Source organism: Allobosea sp. 05T439 (assembly GCF_056396005.1).
Genome location: NZ_JBFTKP010000002.1, coordinates 240,943 through 257,348 on the forward strand (window position 1 = coordinate 240,943; position 16,406 = coordinate 257,348).

Genomic DNA, 16,406 nt, shown 5'->3' on the forward strand with positions numbered 1-16,406 from the left:
CTAGCCAGAAAGACCTGTTGGAGCCCTCGCCATGCAGCCCTTCACCACCCTGACCTCCACCCCGGCGCCGCTGAAGGTGATCAATGTCGACACCGACATGATCATCCCCAAGCAGTACCTGAAGACGATCAAGCGCACCGGGCTGGGCACCGCGCTGTTCGCGGAGATGCGCTACAACGAGGATGGCGCTGAGAACCCCGATTTCGTGCTGAACCAGCCGGCCTACCGCAAGTCGGAGATCCTGGTTGCCGGGGACAATTTCGGCTGCGGCTCGTCGCGCGAGCATGCTCCCTGGGCCCTGCTCGACTTCGGCATCCGCTGCGTGATCTCGACCTCGTTTGCCGACATCTTCTACAATAACTGCTTCAAGAACGGCATCCTGCCGATCGTGGTCTCGCCCGAAGACCTTGAGAAGCTCTTCGACGACGCCGATCGCGGCTCCAACGCGACGCTGACGGTCGATCTCGCAAAGCAGGAAATCAAGGGTCCGGATGGCGGCACGGTGACGTTCGACATCGACCCCTTCCGCAAGCACTGCCTGCTGAACGGGCTCGACGATATCGGCCTGACCATGGAGAAGGCGCCGAAGATCGACGCCTTCGAGGCCAAGCTCGCCAAGCGCGCCTGGGCCTGATCGGGATCAGACGACCAAGCCCGGCATCGGCGCAATATCGCCGGTGCCGGGAAATACCTTCTCGGCCAGAACCGGTCCCGACAGGCCGAACAGATCGGTCACGACCCCCTTTGCGACCGCCCGGATATCCGTGGTCGGCTTCAGGTCGCGCTGCTCCCAGAGCTGCTCCGGTTTCAGCCCCGGCCAGTCCGCGATCACACGACCGCCCCTGACCGCGCCGCCGACCAGGAACGCGACAGTACCGGTACCGTGATCGGTTCCGACCGTGCCGTTGACCCTGGCGGTTCGACCGAACTCCGTGACGACCATCACGACCGTGTCCTTCCAGACCCGCTTCAGCCCGGTCTCGAACGCATTGAACGCACCATCGAGCCCGCCGAGCAGCCCGGCGAGCCGCCCCTTGGCGCCGCCCTCATTGGCGTGGGTATCCCAGCCCTCGAAGGCCAGCGCCGCAATACGAGGACCGTCATCGGCACCAACGAGCCGCGCCGCTCCCTCAGCGATCTGGATCATGCCCTGGGGATTGCCCGGGCCGCCGCGTGATCGCATCCTGTCGCCGCCCATGCCCTGGCCGAGCACGATCGTCTCGGTCTCGATCGCCCGAGCAAGCACGTTTGCCAGCATGGGGTCGCGCTGCCCGTAAAGGTCGCCCAGTCGCTGGATCAGATCATCTCCGGCGCGCGGCATCACCGGCGGCGCCCAGCCCAGCACCGGGGCCTGGCCCCTGACGATCAATGGTGGCACCACACCGACCCCGAGTACCCCGTGACGCGCGATCGTCTCACCGGCCGGCAGCGCCGCGATCATGCGGTTGAGCCAGCCGCTATCGACGCGTCCCGGGCCTTGCTGACCGCTTTCCAGCACATCCTGCCCATCGAAATGCGAGCGCTCGCGATAGCCCGTCGCTGCCGCATGCACGATCGCGGCATGCCCCTGGCCGTAGAGCCGGGCGAGGTTGGGCATGGCGGGGTGGAGGTGGAAGAAGCCATCGAGCGGCAACGCCGCATCCGCTCCATCGCGCTGCAGCGCGATATCCTGACGCAGATCGGCATAGTTCGGGTCGCCGATCGGCGGAACGGCGGCGAGGCCGTCGAGTGCGCCGCGCAGCACCACGGTGATGAAGCGCGCATCCCGACTGCCGGCCGCCGCATGGGCGAATTTCGGCATGAATGACCAGGCGAAGAGCGCGCTTGCCGCCCCCAGCACGGACCGGCGTGATGGTGTCATCGCCTCGCAATCGTCGTCATCGTCGCGGATCGCGTCTGACATCTGGCTCACCTCCGCTGGAATTCGGGCGACATCAGCAAGAGCGCGATCGCCTGCGGCTTGCTCTCGGCGCGGGCCACCGCCTGTTTGGTCTCGGCTGAAGCGAGCGAGCCCAGCACCGCCTCGAGCAGGGCCCGTGGGTCGCTGGCGGTACCAGCCGCCTGACGCCCCCACGCTGCCGCCACGTCGATCCGCGTCTTGATGCCTTCCGGTGTCGCCCACGCATCGTTGTTTCCGGGAAAGCCATTCGGTCCCGAGGGCTGCCAGAGTGGTTGGCCCATCGTCGCGAGCGCTCCTGCGATGGGACCGAACTCCGGCTTGCGTCCAAGCGCCCGCAGCATCGCCAGCAAAAGCTCCTGCGGCTGGCGCAGCTTCGCGGCCTCCGCACCCCATGCGTCGTTCGACTGAATGAGCGCGGCCGATACCGCGGCGAGATCGCCCTCCGTACGGCGCCAGGTTTCCACCAGCTGGGAAACGAGCGCCGGCGGGGGATCATCCGCCACGAAATGCCGCGCGAGCTTCAACGCGACATGCCGGGCTGTCGCGGGATGATGCGCGAGGTCGAGCAGTGCGAGCCTGCCCTGCTCCGCCCCAGCCTCCTCGTAATCCTTGCCGAGCAGCGGATGAACGCCAGGCTCATGCACGCCGGCATTGAAGGCAAAGGCGCCGGGGAAGCCGAGCCGGCCGTCGCGGCCAGCAACTGTCCAGCCCGTGATGATGCGAGCCAGACTCGTCACATCGCCTTGCGAATAGCCGCCGGAGACGCCCAGCGTATGCAGTTCCATGATCTCGCGGGCGAGGTTCTCGTTGAGCCCGCGGCCGCGGCGCTTGCCTGCCGGAGAGTTCGGCCCGATCGATTGCTGATTATCGAGATAGATCAGCATGGCCGGATGGCTCTCGACGGCCAGGAGCATGTCTTCGAACCGGCCAAAGACATAGGGGCGTATCGCCTCACGCTCGTAGGCTCCCGCCAACACCCGCACGAAGTTGCCTTGCGAGATGGAGATGCAGAAATGGCTCGACCAGAACTGCGCCAGCCGTTCGCCAAAACCGGCGAGCGGTTCCAGCCCGGCACGCATCCGCGCTGCCACCTCGTCGCGATAGATCCTTTGCGGCAAAGGAGGCTCGGATGGTGCTGGCGGCGCCGACGCTCCCTGCCCTTCGTTCATCCCGCCCGGGGCAGGGATCATCGCCGCCTGCATGGCCGGGCGCGGGGCCTCTCGCTCGGCCTTCTCCTTATCCTGGAAGGCATAGAACGCCGATCCGATCTGCGCCTGCCCGACGAGCTCGAGGCCAATCGGAACGGGAACGCTCCTGCGCTTGACCTCATCGAGAAAGAGGTCCCGGGCGTCGCCGCCGATCGCCGTGAGATCGCCAGGTCGGAGCCCCAAGCCGAAGCGCTGCAAACCGAGAATATTCAACCGCGAATCGCGCGCCATCGACGGCTCCCTCGCCTTGAGCAGGCAAAACCGAGCATCCGGGCCAACTATGGCAAAAATCGCATACCCCGATGCGGTGCGCCGAGATAGAACATCGAAAGACCGCCACGCCCTGCGGCGTGGCGGCCCCTCCGAGGCGGTTTCGGTCCCGTTTGCCTACATCGCCGGCAGCGCCGCGACGTCGCGCACCGGCCCGTTCAGCCCGGTGACCTTGCCCACCATCGAAGCCTTGCCCGTTGCCAGATCGACTTTATGCAGGGTGCCGTCCGCCAGCAGCCAGCCGGTATTGGCGCCTGACGCATCGGTCTCGATATCGAAGGCGATCGCCTTCCCTGTGACGCCGAGCTTGCCGACAGCGCCCAGCACGCCGTCATTCGGCGGCGCCTGTTTCAGCAACCCGCCGATCTTGGCGTCGATATCGTAGAGCGCCGTCTCCTTGGTGCCCTTCACCGAGTTGGAATAGGCGCCGGCAACGACCATCGGCGTCTCGCCCTTGTGCATGTCGGTCTCGGCGAATTTCAACTTGCCGTCGACCGTGGTCTTGCCGTCCTCGACATTGACGCGAAGGTTTGTGCCGTCGGCGCCGATGACCCGCAACCGGTCGGCGGCCGGGTTGAAATCGACCGTCGCCATCATGCCGGCGGCAAGCGTGGTATCCATCTTCGACTTCATCGTCGCTTTCCCGCTCGTCATATCGACCGTGAAGATCGTGCCGTCGGTCGACAGCGCGTAGAGCATTCCGTCGGCGGGCCGAATATCGATGCCGGCGATCTTGCCGGTCATGCCGGTGACCTTGATGGACTTGCCGGCCTTCTGCGTCGCCGTATCGATCATTGTCAGCGTGTCGTCGCCCGTCAGGGCGGCGAGGGTTCCGGCGGGGGCTGCCAAGGTCGCGGCGAAGGAAGCCCCCAGGATCGTGGAAGCAATCAGCGCGAGGCGTGTGGCGCGTGCAATCTGCATGTTATCCTCCCAATCGTCTGCCGCATTGTTTCGAGGGCTGTTCGCCGCCTGACCTGGCGCGGCACCCAATCTGGGTAAGCTTGCGGCACAGGAGCGGATGCGACGGAAAAAACAAAAAACTGAGACGCATCCGAAGCTGGCCGAGCCGCGTATTCATCTATTCGCGCAAGGCTGAGGCGCTGCGCCGAGGAGGAGACAGGGATGGCGATGAACGCCGTAGTGCCGCCAAAGGCTACGGACATCGAAACCGCGCTGCGCGACTGTGCCTCCGGAGATAAACTTGCGCTCAAGCGCATCTACGACGCCGAGGCCGCGCGTATGATCGGCGTGGCCCAGCGTCTGCTCAAGCGGCGCGCGCTGGCCGAGGAGGCAGTGCAGGATACCTTCGTCCTGATCTGGCGACATGCGACGCGGTTCGATCCGCAGCGCGGTGCCGGCTTGACCTGGATCTACGCGATCCTGCGCAACCGCTCGCTCTCGATCCTGCGGGATGAGAAGCGCACGGAAACCACCGATATGCCTGTCGCCGAGGAAACCGCGAGCGAAGAGGACGATCCTGAGACGGTGATGTCGAAACTGTCCGACGCCAAGGCACTCCGCGCCTGCCTGGAGACGCTGCCACCGCAGCGGCGCGGCATCGTGCTGCTTGCCTTCGTCCAGGGGTTGACCCATGGCGAGATCGCCGGTCGCCTCAAAATGCCGATCGGCACCGTCAAATCCTGGATTCGCCGCTCCCTGATCTCGCTCAAGGAGTGCCTCGGATGAGCCCCTCCTCCACCAGATCTCTCGGCCCGGAGGAGCGCACCGCGCTGGCGGGCGAATATGTGCTTGGCCTGATCGAGGGGGCCGACCTCACGGCCTTCGACCAGCAGCTCGAGACCGATCCTGATCTCGCTGCAGCGGTCGAGCGCTGGCGCGTTCACTTCGCGGCCATCGATGCCACCGCCGCGCCCATCGAGCCGCCAGCCGCGCTATGGAGCCGGATCGAGACCGAGCTGGCGGCCGTCGCGCAGCAGGCGGCTCCCGCAGGCATGAGCAGTGCAGCACCGGCTCAGGCGTCGCGCCCCGCCGCGGCCGCAACCAGCCGCCTGGCCGATTGGTGGAACAGCCTCTTCGTCTGGCGCGGCGCAGCGCTCGCCGGAGCGCTGGCGATAATCGTTCTCGCTGCAGGTCTCCTGAACGCCCTCGATCGGGCCAGGCGCCAGCCCGTGATGGTCGCCGTGCTGATGACCGAAGCCAGCGTCGCTGCAGCGGTCGTCAACACCTTCGCCGACGGCAGGGTGGAGATGGTGCCGCTGCAGGCGATCCATGTTCCCGAAGGCAAGGCCCTCGAAATCTGGACACTGTGGGACCGCGCGGTGGGCCCGCGCTCGGTGGGGCTGATCGAGCGTGCCCGCTCGACCCATCTCAGGCTGGACCAACTGCCGCTTGGCAAGGATCAGCTCTTCGAGATCACCCTGGAACCCGCGACAGGCTCGCCGACAGGGAGGCCGACCGGCCCCATCATTGCCAAGGGGACCACGGCGCAGGCCCTGTGAATCCCAGGGGGTCTGCCGCTACACCACCACCGTGATCGTCTCGGCCGCACGCGTCAGCCCGGTATAGAGCCAGCGCGCCCGGTGCTCGCGAAAGGCAAAGGCCTCGTCGAAGAGGACGATGTCATCCCATTGCGAGCCCTGCGCCTTGTGGACTGTCAGGGCGTAGCCGAAGGTGAATTCATCGGTGTGCTTGCGCAGCTCCCACGGCACCTCCTCCTCGGTGCCGTCGAAGAAATTGGGCATCACGGAGACCTTGACCGGCTTTCCACCGGTATCATCCTCCGGCGTGACTCGCATCGTGATCAGGCCCTTCTTCGAGGTCTTGAGTTCCTGCACGATCCAGGAGCCGCCATTGAGCAGGCCCTTGCTCTTGTCGTTGCGCAGGCAGACGAGCTTCTCACCCGCGACCGGCACGGTGGAATCGCGCCCCATGAGCTGCCGGATGCGCGCATTGTAGAGCCGGCGCGTCTTGTTCATGCCGACCAGGACCTGATCGGCACCCAACACCAGCTCGGAATTGACCGCATCGCGGCGAATGACCCGGCTCTCGCCGTAGTCGCCGACATCGAGGCGCCCTCCCTCGCGGACGATCATCGACATCCTGACGATGGGATTGTCCGCAGCCTGGCGATGGACCTCGGTCAGCATCACGTCCGGCTCGGTCTCGGTGAAATACCCGCCGCCCTTGACCGGGGGCAACTGCGCCGGGTCCCCCAGCACAAGGACCGGCGTACCGAAGGAGAGCAGATCCTTGCCCAACTCCTCGTCGACCATCGAGCACTCGTCGATGATGATCAGCCCGGCCTTGGCCGCGTTGCTCTCGCGGTTGAGCACAAATGTCGGGCTTTCCTCATCGACGCCACGCGAGCGGTAGATCAATGAATGGATGGTCTGGGCGCCATCGCAGCCCTTGTTGCGCAGCACCAGCGCCGCCTTGCCGGTGAAGGCGGCGAAGAGGACTGTGCCATCGACACCCTCGGCAATATGGCGCGCGAGCGTCGTCTTGCCCGTGCCGGCATAGCCGAACAGCCGAAAAACCTGAGGCTCACCAGCCTGCAGCCAGCGTGCGACCGCGCTCAGCGCGGCATCCTGTTGCGGCGACCAGCTCATCGCGAAGGAATCCGATATGCGACCATGCCGCACAAAGGCGCGAGTCGCTCGCGCAATGCAAGCGCAAGAACAGAACGGGATCAGGCGGCGCGCAGGCGCCTGACGAATTCCTCCGCCTCGCCCTGCAGCGCTGCGATGCGCTCGTCGAGGTCGCGGGCCCCGAACGCGCCCCTGCCAGCCTGTTCGACAGTCTGCGCATTCGCCTCGGCGATCTCCGCCATTGCGCCCGCAGCCGTTTCCGTCACACCCGAAATACGCGCGACCGTGTCCCCGAGCGAGCCCATCAACTCGGAATGCGAGGCGACCATGGTCGAAATCTCGGTGCTGGCCTGTTCGACGGCACCGACGCTAGCGACGATGCCTGAAACCGCCTGCGCCGCCTGCGACAGCGCCGCGTTGACCGCTGCAATGCGCCGCACGATCTGCGCTGTCGCGTCGGCCGTCTGGCCCGCCAGCGCCTTGACCTCGCTCGCGACGACGGCAAACCCCCGGCCATGCACGCCGGCGCGCGCCGCCTCGATCGTTGCGTTCAGCGCAAGCAGATTGGTTTGCCGAGCGATCGTCTCGATGATGTCGACGACATCGCGGATTTGCCCCGCATTCTCGGTCAGACGCAGGACAAGGCCGGAGGTGCCAGCGGCATCCTGCGTCGCCACCGTCGCCGTTTGTGAAACCCGGTGCACTTCCGCATTGATCTGGCCGATCACCTGCTCCAGGCGCAGGGCTGCCTCGGTGATGCGCCGTGCCTCCAACCCCGCCCCGTCGACGGCGGAAGCGGCAGTGCCCGTGCTCTGCGAGACCTGCTGTGCCCGCACCGCAGAATCCTGTTGTGCGGTGCGCAGAGCTTCGCTCAACCCGGCGATATCGTGAAGCACGGCACCAATCCGGTGTTCGAATTCCTCGGCGATGCGGCCGAGCTCCTCTGTTCGCTGGTTCTGGTGGAACAGAGCCCGGTCGGCCTCGGCATCGCGGGTGACCAGGGTCGCCCGCACTTCGCTCAGCGCCCGCACGGTGCGGGCAAGCTGGCCAATCTCGTCGCGACGCCGGACATGCGGCACCGCGATGACGGCAGAGGTCGCCGTCGCGGTGGCGATAGCGGCCATCAGATCGCGCAGGGGGCGGGTGAGCTGGGTCCTGAGCAGGTACATCGCCAGCAGCGCGCAGGCGAGCGGGAGACCAACCGCCGTCGCGATCACCCGCAGGCGCAGCGCGTGGGCTAGCCCCGCAGCCTCTGCAGCGCCGAGCTGCGCACGCCTGTCCAGGCCATCGGCGAGCTTCGACGTGACGAGGATGATCTGGCGGACATTCTCGCGCGCCGCCTCGGCCGAGGCCTCGATGAGCGCGGCCTTTGCCGAGACCTCGCGCCCCATCGTGACGATGTCGCGCTGGAATGAAATGAACGTCCTGATCCGGGCATCCAAGGTCGGATTGGCGTCGCGGAGTTCGCGCGGCAACGAAGAGATCAGACTGGCTCGTGCGGCATCGACCAGCTCCACAGCTCCATCAAGAGAATCGAGCGCGGTCTCGATCGCACGCGGCGTGGCCGCGTCATCGAAGCGGCTAAGCAGCGAGGCCTGCGCCACGCGATTCGAGAGCAGCGCCGCGCGGTTGACCAAGGCCATGCTCGAGAAAGCATCGCGATCGATTTCGCGGACCGCGTCAAAGCCCCGAACCGCGCTGAACAACCCGAGGCCAGCGGCAATCCCCATGAGCGCAAACAGCATGGTGATCTTCGCAGTCAGCCCCAATTGCCGCATCGCGTTGCCCCCTCGTCGTAGCGCGCCCTTCCCTTCGCAGATGCGAACGAACGTTAGGTTAACACGACAGGAGGAACGTGATAAAAATCAACAAGTTAGCCGGATACGGACCGAGCTGTCGAAGCCGCCGCGCGTGCAAAAAATAACGGCAACGCCCGTTGATCAGGCCATTAGGCTGTCCAAGCCACGCCGAAGCCCGATCTGATCCGCAACCCGCCGCGCCGCCAGCAAGGTGCCGCCGACATAAGGCGCGGCAGAGGTGCCGGCATCATGCCGGATCACCAGCCGCTCGTCCGGGAGGCCGAAGACCGCTTCGCAGGAAAGGACGAAGCCCGGCATCCGCAGCGAATGGACCTGTACCGCATGCGGCGCACCGATTGCGGCGCCACGCGTCTCGCGGGCGCCGCCGAGCTCCGCAACCGGCTTCGCGGTTCCAGCCATACGCTCGGCACCAAGCGTCTCGGCGAGTTCGCGCCCGGTTCCGGACGGCGTGTCCGGCTTCGACGCGGAGGCGTAGTCGATGATCTCGACATCCGGCACATATTTCACCGCTTCGCGGGCAAAGCGGCGCAGCAGCGTCGCGGTGATCGAGAAATTGCCCGCGGCAAGCACGCCGACGCCGGCCTTGAGCGCAGCGGCCTCGATCTCCGCATAATCCTCGCCGGTCATGCCAGACGCGCCGACGACGACATGGCGCCCCGCCGCAACGGCTGCCAGCACATTGTCCTTCACGCTGTCGGGCTTGGTATAGTCGATCAGGACATCCGACGGCACGGCGAGCGCCTCCGCCACGGTCGCAAAAACCGGTTTGCCATTGGCTGGCTGCCCGGCCGCCTCGCCGAGATCGCTGCCTGCTGCCTTGCGCGAGACACCCGCAACAAGCTCAAGGTCGGACGCGGAGTCGATTGCAGCGACAAGCGCCTTGCCGACCCAGCCGGTGCAGCCGGCAAGCGTGATGCGGATCATCGGAAACTCCCAACATAAGGCTGGAAACAATTGAGTTCGATCATCCGCCCCTTACAGTTCGAGGCTTGGATGCGGCTGGGGGAATCGAACCGATGCGTGTCACTGTCAACGGAGTGCGCCTCTATGTCGACATCGAAGGTGCGGGGCTCGCGCCCGATGGCCCGGCCATGCGGGAAAAGCCAACGCTGATCCTGCTTCATGGCGGTCCAGGCGCCGACCACAGCATCTACAAACCCGGGTTCTCCGGACTTAGCGATATCGCCCAGATCGTCTATTACGATCATCGCGGCTGCGGCCGCAGCGAAGACGGCCCGCGTGAGAGTTGGACATTGGACCAGTGGGCCGATGACCTGAAGGTGCTCTGCGACACACTCGGCATCGAAAGACCGATCATCCTCGGCACGTCATTCGGGGGCTTTGTCGCGCAGGCCTATGCGACGCGCCATCCCGGGCATGCCGCCAAGCTGATCCTGATTTCCACGGCCGCCAAGTTCGATTTCCCGGCGGTCTACGCAGCCTTCGAACGGGTCGGTGGTCCACGAGCCAGTCAGGCGGCCCGAAACTACTGGTCGGCGCCCGCGCCTGAGACACGTGCGCCCTATACTGAGATTTGCTTTCCGCTCTACGCAGCGCGACCGCGAACCGGCTCGACCGATTGGATACAGAGGCTCATCTCGCGCAACGAGACAGGCGTCTGGTTCAATGGCCCGCACAACGAACAGGGCCGCTTCGATTTTCGCGCCGCGCTGGGAGCCGTGAATTGCCCAGTCCTCGTTATGGGGGGCGAGGAAGACCCCATCACGCCGATTGCCTTCAGCGAGACGATTGCAGCGTGCCTTCCGCCCGAATCGGTTCGTTTCAAGCGTTTCGCTGGTTGCGGCCACGGCATCGTCGGCGACGACCCAGAGGCCGCGTTCGCGACGATCCGCGAGTTCATTCTCGATGAAGCGTGATATCGCTCAGAGTGCGAGCCGCATCAGCGGCCGCCCCTCCTTCTGCCGCGCGACCTCGACGAAGCCGGCTCGCAGGAAGACCCGCTCGGCGCCAACATAAAGGCCCTCGCTGCTACGCTTGAATTCATGGTCCATGGGGGCAGCCTCGAGCAGGCGGGCCCCGTTCTCGCGCGCGAAAATGATCCCGCCGTCGAGCAGCGCCGCCGTGACGCCCCTGCCCCGCCACGCCTTGCGGACGAAGAAACAGGACGCCGCCCAGACGCGCTCATCGTCGGCCGGCGCATCCGGCAGCGGCGTCGAGGCGCGCCGCGGATTGTTCCATTCGGGAATGTCGCGCCGAGGGCCGACCTGGAGCCAGCCGACACAGGTCTCGTGATCATGGGCCAGGACGCCAGGGGACGGCCCCTCGCGAACCCGTTGCTCGAACAATTGCCGGGCCCCCTCCCCCAATAGCGGCAGGCGCTGCTTCTGGGGCATGCGGAAATGGTTGCACCAGCAGCCATAGCAGGGCCCCTTCGGACCGAAGAGATCCTCGAGATCCGGCCAGCGCTCGGGCGCCAGCGGCAGAACAGTGAAGGCAAAGGCCGACATTCTCCTGGTCCCTTTCGCCAGCGGCACGAGGGGGCTCGACTCATCGGCCCCAGGCTGAGATGACTCAGCAATCGAGATGGAGACTGCCGCCATGTCCTTCGAGCTTTTTGCCGCTTATCTCGTTGCCTGCTTCGTCATCGTCATCGTGCCGGGCCCGACCGTAACACTGATCATCGCCAACAGCCTGAAGCATGGTGCCCGCGCCGGGCTCCTGAATGCGGCAGGAACCCAGCTCGGCCTCGCGATCATGATCGCGATCGTCGGCATCGGCCTGAGCTCGGTCATCGCGGCGATGGGCCACTGGTTCGACTGGGTGCGGCTCGCCGGCGCCGCCTATCTGATCTGGCTCGGCTGGAAGATGGTCCGGGCCGGCGGCGTCGAGGATGGCGCCATGCAGGCCCGAGCACCGCGCGGCGGGTTCTTCCTGCAAGGCGTCCTGGTCGCGCTCAGTAATCCGAAGACACTGCTCTTCTTTGGTGCCTTCTTCCCGCAATTTCTCGACCCCGCCCGCGATCACGTCACGCAGATCGCGATCATGGGGCTGACCGCGATGCTCTTCGCCGCGGTCAGCGACAGCGGCTATGCGCTGCTTTCGGGGCGGGCGGGACGGCTGCTGTCGCAGAAGCGCGTGCGCCTGCTCTCGCGCGTCAGCGGCGGCTTCCTGATTGGCGGCGGCCTCTGGCTGGGCTCGTCGCGCGCCAGTTGATCCGCCGCCTCAGGCCTCACCAGGCGATCGCTTCGCCCTTCCAGGTCCGGAAGCTGTTGGTGTCGGAGATGCCGGACCGGTCGATCGTTGCGATCAGGCCGGCGGCGCTTTCTGTCGGCGGAATGTCGGCTCCGCCACCGCCCATGTCGGTCTGCACCCAGCCCGGATGGAACAGCAGGATGCTGACGCCGCGCTCGCGCACGGCGTTGCCGAACACGACCATGGCCATGTTCACGGCCGATTTCGAAGAGCGATAGGCGAGCGCCCCCGAGGGATTGCCGGCGATCGAGCCCATGCGGCTGCTGATCGTCGCGATCTTGCGCCCTTGCGAGGCCTCGACATTGGGCAGGAATGCCTGCGCCACGCGCAGCGGCGCATAGACATTGACCTCGAACACGTCGCGCCAGGCGTCGAAATCCATGTCGAGCGCGCCCTGCTTGTCGCGCGGGCCGTAGACGCCTGCATTGTTGACCAGGACATCGATCGGTCGGTCGGCGAGCGCAGCCTTGGCAGCGGCGACGCTCGCATCGGACGTCACATCGAGGGTGACCGGCGTGACGAGCCCGCCATGCTTGGCGACCAGCGCCACAAGGCCGGGACTTGCCGGATCGCGCGCGGCGGCGATGACATGGTCGCCACGCGCCACCAGGGCGGTAGCAAGAGCAAGGCCGATGCCGCGATTGGCGCCGGTGATCATCCAGGTCTGAGGCATATCCATCTCCCGTGTGGAGACAGGACCTAAGCGTCAGCCCTTCGCTTTTCCATAGCCTCCCGCCGTCGGCGTGATCACGGTCACGGCCTCGCCCGCCTCGAGCAGCGTCTGGTCGCTCGGCTTCAGTTCCTCGACGGCTCCGGAAAGCCGGCGGACGATCGTCTTGCCGAGCTGCCCCGCTTCACCGCCCTTGACGCCGAAGGGGCGCACGCGGCGATGCGAGGCGAGGATCGCGCAGTCCATCCGCTCGCGGAAGCGGATCGTGCGGCTGGTGCCATCGCCGGCATTCCATTCGCCCTTGCCGCCCGAGCCCGGGCGAATGTGGAAATCCTCAAGCACGACGGGGAAACGCGTCTCCAGGATCTCCGGATCGGTCAGGCGCGAATTGGTCATGTGGACATGCACGCCGGAGGTTCCATTGAAGCCCGGCCCCGCCGGCGAGCCGGAGCAGATCGTCTCGTAGTACTGATACTGATCATTGCCGAAGGTCAGGTTGTTCATCGTTCCCTGCGAGGCCGACATCGCCTCGAGCGCACCGAACAGCGTATTGGTGACAGCCTGGCTGACCTCGACATTGCCGGCAACGACGGCCGCCGGATAGTGCGGCGCCAGCATCGAGCCTTCCGGCACGACGATCCTGATCGGTCGCAGGCAGCCCGCGTTCATGGGAATCGCGTCATCGACCATGACGCGGAAGACATAGAGCACCGCCGCACGGGTCACCGGCGCAGGCGCGTTGAAATTGTCCTCGCGCTGCGGCGAGGTGCCGGTGAAATCGACCGTCGCCTCGCGCCTCGAACGATCGATCGTGATCTTCACCTTGATCGCGCAGCCCTGATCCATCGGATAAGTGAACTCGCAATCATGCAGCTTGGCGAGCAGCCGTGCGACGCTCTCGGCCGCATTGTCCTGGACATGGCCCATATAGGCCTGGACCACGTCGAGGCCGAAGGAGCGGATCATCTTCTTCAGCTCCGCCACGCCCTTCTCATTGGCGGCGATCTGCGCCTTGAGGTCGTTGACGTTCTGCACGACGTTGCGGACGGGATAGCGCGCCCCAGTCAGCAGCTTGACCAGCTCCTCCTCGCAGAAGCGGCCCTGATCGACGATCTTGAAATTGTCGATATAGACGCCCTCTTCCTCGATATGCGTCGCCAGCGGCGACATCGAGCCGGGCGCCACGCCACCGACATCGGCATGGTGGCCACGGCTCGCCACCCAGAACAGGATGTTCCTGTCTTCGGCATCGAAGACCGGGGTGCAGACCGTGATGTCGGGCAGATGCGTGCCGCCATTATAGGGCGCATTGAGGCAATAGACGTCACCCGGCCGGATGACGGGGTTGTTCCTGATCACCGTCTCGACCGACTTGTCCATCGAGCCGAGATGCACCGGCATATGCGGCGCGTTGGCGACGAGGCTCGCGGTCGAGTCGAACACGGCGCAGGAGAAGTCGAGCCGCTCCTTGATGTTCACGGAATAGGCGGTGTTCTGCAGCGTCACGCCCATCTGCTCGGCGATCGACATGAACAGGTTGTTGAAGATCTCGAGCATGACGGGATCGGCCTTGGTGCCGATCGCGGCATTCTGCACCAGCGCCTTGCTGCGATGCAGGACGAGATGGTCCTTGGCCGTCAGCTTCGCACTCCAGCCGTCCTCAACGACGACGGTCTGGTTCGCTTCGATGATGATGGCGGGTCCCGCGACGCTCTGCCCCGGAGCCATCGCTTCGCGCCGCACGATCGCGGCTTCGTGCCACTGCCCCTTCGAGAACAGGCGCGTGCGTTCGGCAACCGCCGGTTCACCGGCCCGCTCGCCTGCCGCCGCCTCCTCGAACCTGGCGCCCCCGCCAACGGCCTCGACCTCGACCGCCTCGACGACCAAGGCCTTGGTCTCGTCCATGAAGCCGAAGCGCGCCTTATGCGCGACCTGGAAAGCTTCCTGCATCTCGGCCCGGCTGCCGGACGCAATCGCGATCGCCGTATCGGTGCCGGCATAGCGGATATGGGCTCGGATATGGATGGCGATCTCGCCATCCGGCACGCCTTGCCCGATCAGCTCGGCGCGCGTCTCGGCACCCAGCCGCTCGGCCACCTCCGCAATCGCGGCCTTGACCTCGGCATCGAGCGGTACGTCGAGCGCGGCCGTCCGCGTCGAGCGGATCTCGGCGAGCCCCATGCCATAGGCCGAGAGCAGGCCGGAGAACGGGTGCAGCAGCACGGTCTTGATGCCGAGCGCATCGGCGACGAGGCAGGCGTGCTGCCCGCCTGCACCACCAAACGAGTTCAAGGCATAGCGGGTGATGTCATAGCCACGCTGCACCGAGATCTTCTTGATCGCCTCGGCCATATTGGCGACGGCAATCTGGATGAAGCCGTCGGCGACCTCTTCAGCGCTGCGGCCGTCGCCGACCTCAGCCGCAAGCTTCGCGAATTTGGCGCGGACCGCGTCCACATCGAGCGGTTGATCATGCTGCTCGCCAAAGATCGCCGGGAAATAGGCCGGGATCAGCTTGCCGACCATGACATTCGCGTCGGTGACCGCGAGCGGGCCTCCGCGTCGATAGGCGGCCGGCCCCGGATTGGCGCCGGCCGAATCCGGGCCGACGCGGAAGCGCGCGCCGTCGAAATGCAGGATCGAGCCGCCACCAGCCGCAACTGTATGGATCAGCATCATCGGCGCGCGCATCCGCACGCCGGCGACCTCGGTCTCGAAAGCGCGCTCATACTCGCCATCGAAATGCGCGACATCGGTGGAGGTGCCACCCATGTCGAAGCCGATCACCTTGTCGAACCCGGCCGAACGCCCGGTCTCGGCCAGGCCGACGACGCCCCCGGCGGGGCCCGACAAGATTGCATCCTTGCCCTGGAACAGCTCTGCCGCGGTGAGGCCACCGGACGACATCATGAACATCAGCCGTGCGCCGGTGCGCCCGATGTCGAGCTCTTCGGAAACCTGCGCGACATAGCGCCCGAGAATCGGCGAGAGATAGGCATCAACCACAGCCGTATCGCCACGCCCGACCAGCTTGATCAGCGGCGAGACCTCGTGGCTGACCGACACCTGCGGAAAGCCGATCTCTCGGGCGATGCGCGCTGCCACCTGCTCATGTTGGGGATAGCGATAGGCGTGCATGAAGGCGATCGCCACGGCGCGGAAACCGGCATCGTACTGTTCCTGCAGGGCCGTGCGGATCGCGGCCTCGTCCGGAGCCCGTTCGACCGCGCCATCGGCCAGCACGCGTTCCGCGATCTCGACCACCGCCTCGTAGAGCTGCTCGGGCTTGATGATCTCCTTGGCGAAGATGTCGGGCCGCGCCTGGTAGCCGATGCGGAGCGCATCGCGGAAACCCTTCGTGGTGACGAGCAGCGTACGGTCGCCCTTGCGCTCGAGCAGGGCATTTGTCGCAACCGTGGTGCCCATGCGCACCTCGCCGATGCGTCCGGCGGGGATGATCTCGCCGGGCTTGAGGCCGAGATGGTCGCGGATGCCCTGGACGGCGGCGTCGCGATAGGCGCCCGGATTCTCCGAGAGCAGCTTCCTGGCGTGAAGCTTGCCTGCCGGATCGCGGCCGATCACGTCGGTGAAGGTGCCGCCGCGGTCGATCCAGAAATCCCAATGGCTCGCCGTCATGACACTCTCCCCAGCGTGGCGTGAATTCGTTTCGACAATTCATCGATAAATCGTCGATGAAATATTGACAAGGCGGATTCGGCGGCTACGATCGCAATTGTGACCGGAACATGGCTGAGGGGCCGGGCCGGTCGAGGGAGG

Annotated in this window: 14 protein-coding genes; 5 read left to right on the forward strand and 9 right to left on the reverse strand. The window is 65.9% G+C overall.

All coding sequences use genetic code 11. The features are described 5' to 3' along the window. The first annotated feature begins 31 nt into the window (after nucleotides 1-31). Nucleotides 32-634 carry a 3-isopropylmalate dehydratase small subunit gene (gene leuD, locus AC1DIO_RS03185; protein WP_043233564.1) on the forward strand — a complete coding sequence of 201 codons (603 nt, stop codon included), beginning with the start codon at nucleotides 32-34 and terminating at the stop codon, nucleotides 632-634. Between the two features lie 6 nt (nucleotides 635-640). On the opposite strand, the gene AC1DIO_RS03190 is transcribed toward leuD, so the two are convergent. The 3 genes from AC1DIO_RS03190 to AC1DIO_RS03200 form a co-directional block, all read right to left on the reverse strand. Further along, nucleotides 641-1,903 carry a DUF1501 domain-containing protein gene (locus tag AC1DIO_RS03190; protein WP_476853086.1) on the reverse strand — a complete coding sequence of 421 codons (1,263 nt, stop codon included), beginning with the start codon at nucleotides 1,901-1,903 and terminating at the stop codon, nucleotides 641-643. Nucleotides 1,904-1,908: 5 nt separating this feature from the next. Next, nucleotides 1,909-3,339 carry a DUF1800 domain-containing protein gene (locus AC1DIO_RS03195; RefSeq protein ID WP_476853087.1) on the reverse strand — a complete coding sequence of 477 codons (1,431 nt, stop codon included), beginning with the start codon at nucleotides 3,337-3,339 and terminating at the stop codon, nucleotides 1,909-1,911. A 156-nt stretch (nucleotides 3,340-3,495) separates the two neighbouring features. Beyond that, nucleotides 3,496-4,299, reverse strand: coding sequence for a DUF4394 domain-containing protein (locus AC1DIO_RS03200; protein ID WP_441489462.1), 804 nt, complete (start codon nucleotides 4,297-4,299; stop codon nucleotides 3,496-3,498). Between the two features lie 201 nt (nucleotides 4,300-4,500). On the opposite strand from AC1DIO_RS03200, the gene AC1DIO_RS03205 reads away from it, so the two are divergent. Together AC1DIO_RS03205 and AC1DIO_RS03210 are read left to right on the forward strand one after the other, a co-directional pair. Further along, a complete protein-coding gene (locus AC1DIO_RS03205) occupies nucleotides 4,501-5,064 on the forward strand; it encodes a sigma-70 family RNA polymerase sigma factor (RefSeq protein ID WP_441489463.1) in 564 nt (187 codons plus the stop codon). Next, nucleotides 5,061-5,837 carry an anti-sigma factor gene (locus AC1DIO_RS03210; protein WP_441489464.1) on the forward strand — a complete coding sequence of 259 codons (777 nt, stop codon included), beginning with the start codon at nucleotides 5,061-5,063 and terminating at the stop codon, nucleotides 5,835-5,837. The genes AC1DIO_RS03205 and AC1DIO_RS03210 overlap by 4 nt, the downstream gene beginning before the upstream one ends. Nucleotides 5,838-5,855: 18 nt before the next feature. Here AC1DIO_RS03210 and AC1DIO_RS03215 read toward each other — a convergent pair whose 3' ends face one another. From AC1DIO_RS03215 to dapB, 3 genes are all read right to left on the reverse strand, one after another. Continuing rightward, complete coding sequence (locus AC1DIO_RS03215; protein WP_441489465.1) at nucleotides 5,856-6,947, reverse strand: ATP-dependent DNA helicase; 1,092 nt, start codon at nucleotides 6,945-6,947, stop codon at nucleotides 5,856-5,858. Nucleotides 6,948-7,027: 80 nt separating this feature from the next. After that, entirely contained in the window at nucleotides 7,028-8,671 is a 1,644-nt protein-coding gene (locus AC1DIO_RS03220) for a methyl-accepting chemotaxis protein (protein WP_476853088.1), read from the reverse strand. Between the two features lie 195 nt (nucleotides 8,672-8,866). Further along, nucleotides 8,867-9,670: a 4-hydroxy-tetrahydrodipicolinate reductase gene (gene dapB / locus AC1DIO_RS03225; RefSeq protein ID WP_476853089.1), complete on the reverse strand. Its 804-nt coding sequence runs from the start codon at nucleotides 9,668-9,670 to the stop codon at nucleotides 8,867-8,869. A gap of 92 nt (nucleotides 9,671-9,762) precedes the next feature. On the opposite strand from dapB, the gene AC1DIO_RS03230 reads away from it, so the two are divergent. Next, complete coding sequence (locus AC1DIO_RS03230; protein WP_441489468.1) at nucleotides 9,763-10,623, forward strand: alpha/beta fold hydrolase; 861 nt, start codon at nucleotides 9,763-9,765, stop codon at nucleotides 10,621-10,623. 6 nt (nucleotides 10,624-10,629) lie between these two features. On the opposite strand, the gene AC1DIO_RS03235 is transcribed toward AC1DIO_RS03230, so the two are convergent. Further along, nucleotides 10,630-11,214, reverse strand: coding sequence for an N-acetyltransferase family protein (locus AC1DIO_RS03235; protein ID WP_476853090.1), 585 nt, complete (start codon nucleotides 11,212-11,214; stop codon nucleotides 10,630-10,632). A gap of 91 nt (nucleotides 11,215-11,305) precedes the next feature. On the opposite strand from AC1DIO_RS03235, the gene AC1DIO_RS03240 reads away from it, so the two are divergent. Further along, nucleotides 11,306-11,920 carry a LysE family translocator gene (locus AC1DIO_RS03240; protein ID WP_441489470.1) on the forward strand — a complete coding sequence of 205 codons (615 nt, stop codon included), beginning with the start codon at nucleotides 11,306-11,308 and terminating at the stop codon, nucleotides 11,918-11,920. A gap of 16 nt (nucleotides 11,921-11,936) precedes the next feature. Here the strand turns inward: AC1DIO_RS03240 and AC1DIO_RS03245 are convergent, their stop codons facing one another. Then, entirely contained in the window at nucleotides 11,937-12,632 is a 696-nt protein-coding gene (locus tag AC1DIO_RS03245; RefSeq protein ID WP_441489471.1) for an SDR family oxidoreductase, read from the reverse strand. A gap of 33 nt (nucleotides 12,633-12,665) precedes the next feature. Continuing rightward, nucleotides 12,666-16,265, reverse strand: a complete 3,600-nt coding sequence (locus AC1DIO_RS03250; protein WP_476853091.1) for a hydantoinase B/oxoprolinase family protein — start codon at nucleotides 16,263-16,265, stop codon at nucleotides 12,666-12,668. Between the last annotated feature and the right edge of the window lie 141 nt (nucleotides 16,266-16,406).

Coding starts and splice junctions, on each gene's coding strand:
- AC1DIO_RS03205 (WP_441489463.1), top strand. CDS start 4,501: ATGGCGATGAACGCCGTAGTGCCGCCAAAGGCTACGGACATCGAAACC.
- AC1DIO_RS03195 (WP_476853087.1), bottom strand. CDS start 3,339: ATGGCGCGCGATTCGCGGTTGAATATTCTCGGTTTGCAGCGCTTCGGC.
- AC1DIO_RS03235 (WP_476853090.1), bottom strand. CDS start 11,214: ATGTCGGCCTTTGCCTTCACTGTTCTGCCGCTGGCGCCCGAGCGCTGG.
- AC1DIO_RS03190 (WP_476853086.1), bottom strand. CDS start 1,903: ATGTCAGACGCGATCCGCGACGATGACGACGATTGCGAGGCGATGACA.
- AC1DIO_RS03230 (WP_441489468.1), top strand. CDS start 9,763: ATGCGTGTCACTGTCAACGGAGTGCGCCTCTATGTCGACATCGAAGGT.
- AC1DIO_RS03245 (WP_441489471.1), bottom strand. CDS start 12,632: ATGCCTCAGACCTGGATGATCACCGGCGCCAATCGCGGCATCGGCCTT.
- dapB (WP_476853089.1), bottom strand. CDS start 9,670: ATGATCCGCATCACGCTTGCCGGCTGCACCGGCTGGGTCGGCAAGGCG.
- AC1DIO_RS03240 (WP_441489470.1), top strand. CDS start 11,306: ATGTCCTTCGAGCTTTTTGCCGCTTATCTCGTTGCCTGCTTCGTCATC.
- AC1DIO_RS03215 (WP_441489465.1), bottom strand. CDS start 6,947: ATGAGCTGGTCGCCGCAACAGGATGCCGCGCTGAGCGCGGTCGCACGC.
- leuD (WP_043233564.1), top strand. CDS start 32: ATGCAGCCCTTCACCACCCTGACCTCCACCCCGGCGCCGCTGAAGGTG.
- AC1DIO_RS03220 (WP_476853088.1), bottom strand. CDS start 8,671: ATGCTGTTTGCGCTCATGGGGATTGCCGCTGGCCTCGGGTTGTTCAGC.
- AC1DIO_RS03200 (WP_441489462.1), bottom strand. CDS start 4,299: ATGCAGATTGCACGCGCCACACGCCTCGCGCTGATTGCTTCCACGATC.
- AC1DIO_RS03210 (WP_441489464.1), top strand. CDS start 5,061: ATGAGCCCCTCCTCCACCAGATCTCTCGGCCCGGAGGAGCGCACCGCG.
- AC1DIO_RS03250 (WP_476853091.1), bottom strand. CDS start 16,265: ATGACGGCGAGCCATTGGGATTTCTGGATCGACCGCGGCGGCACCTTC.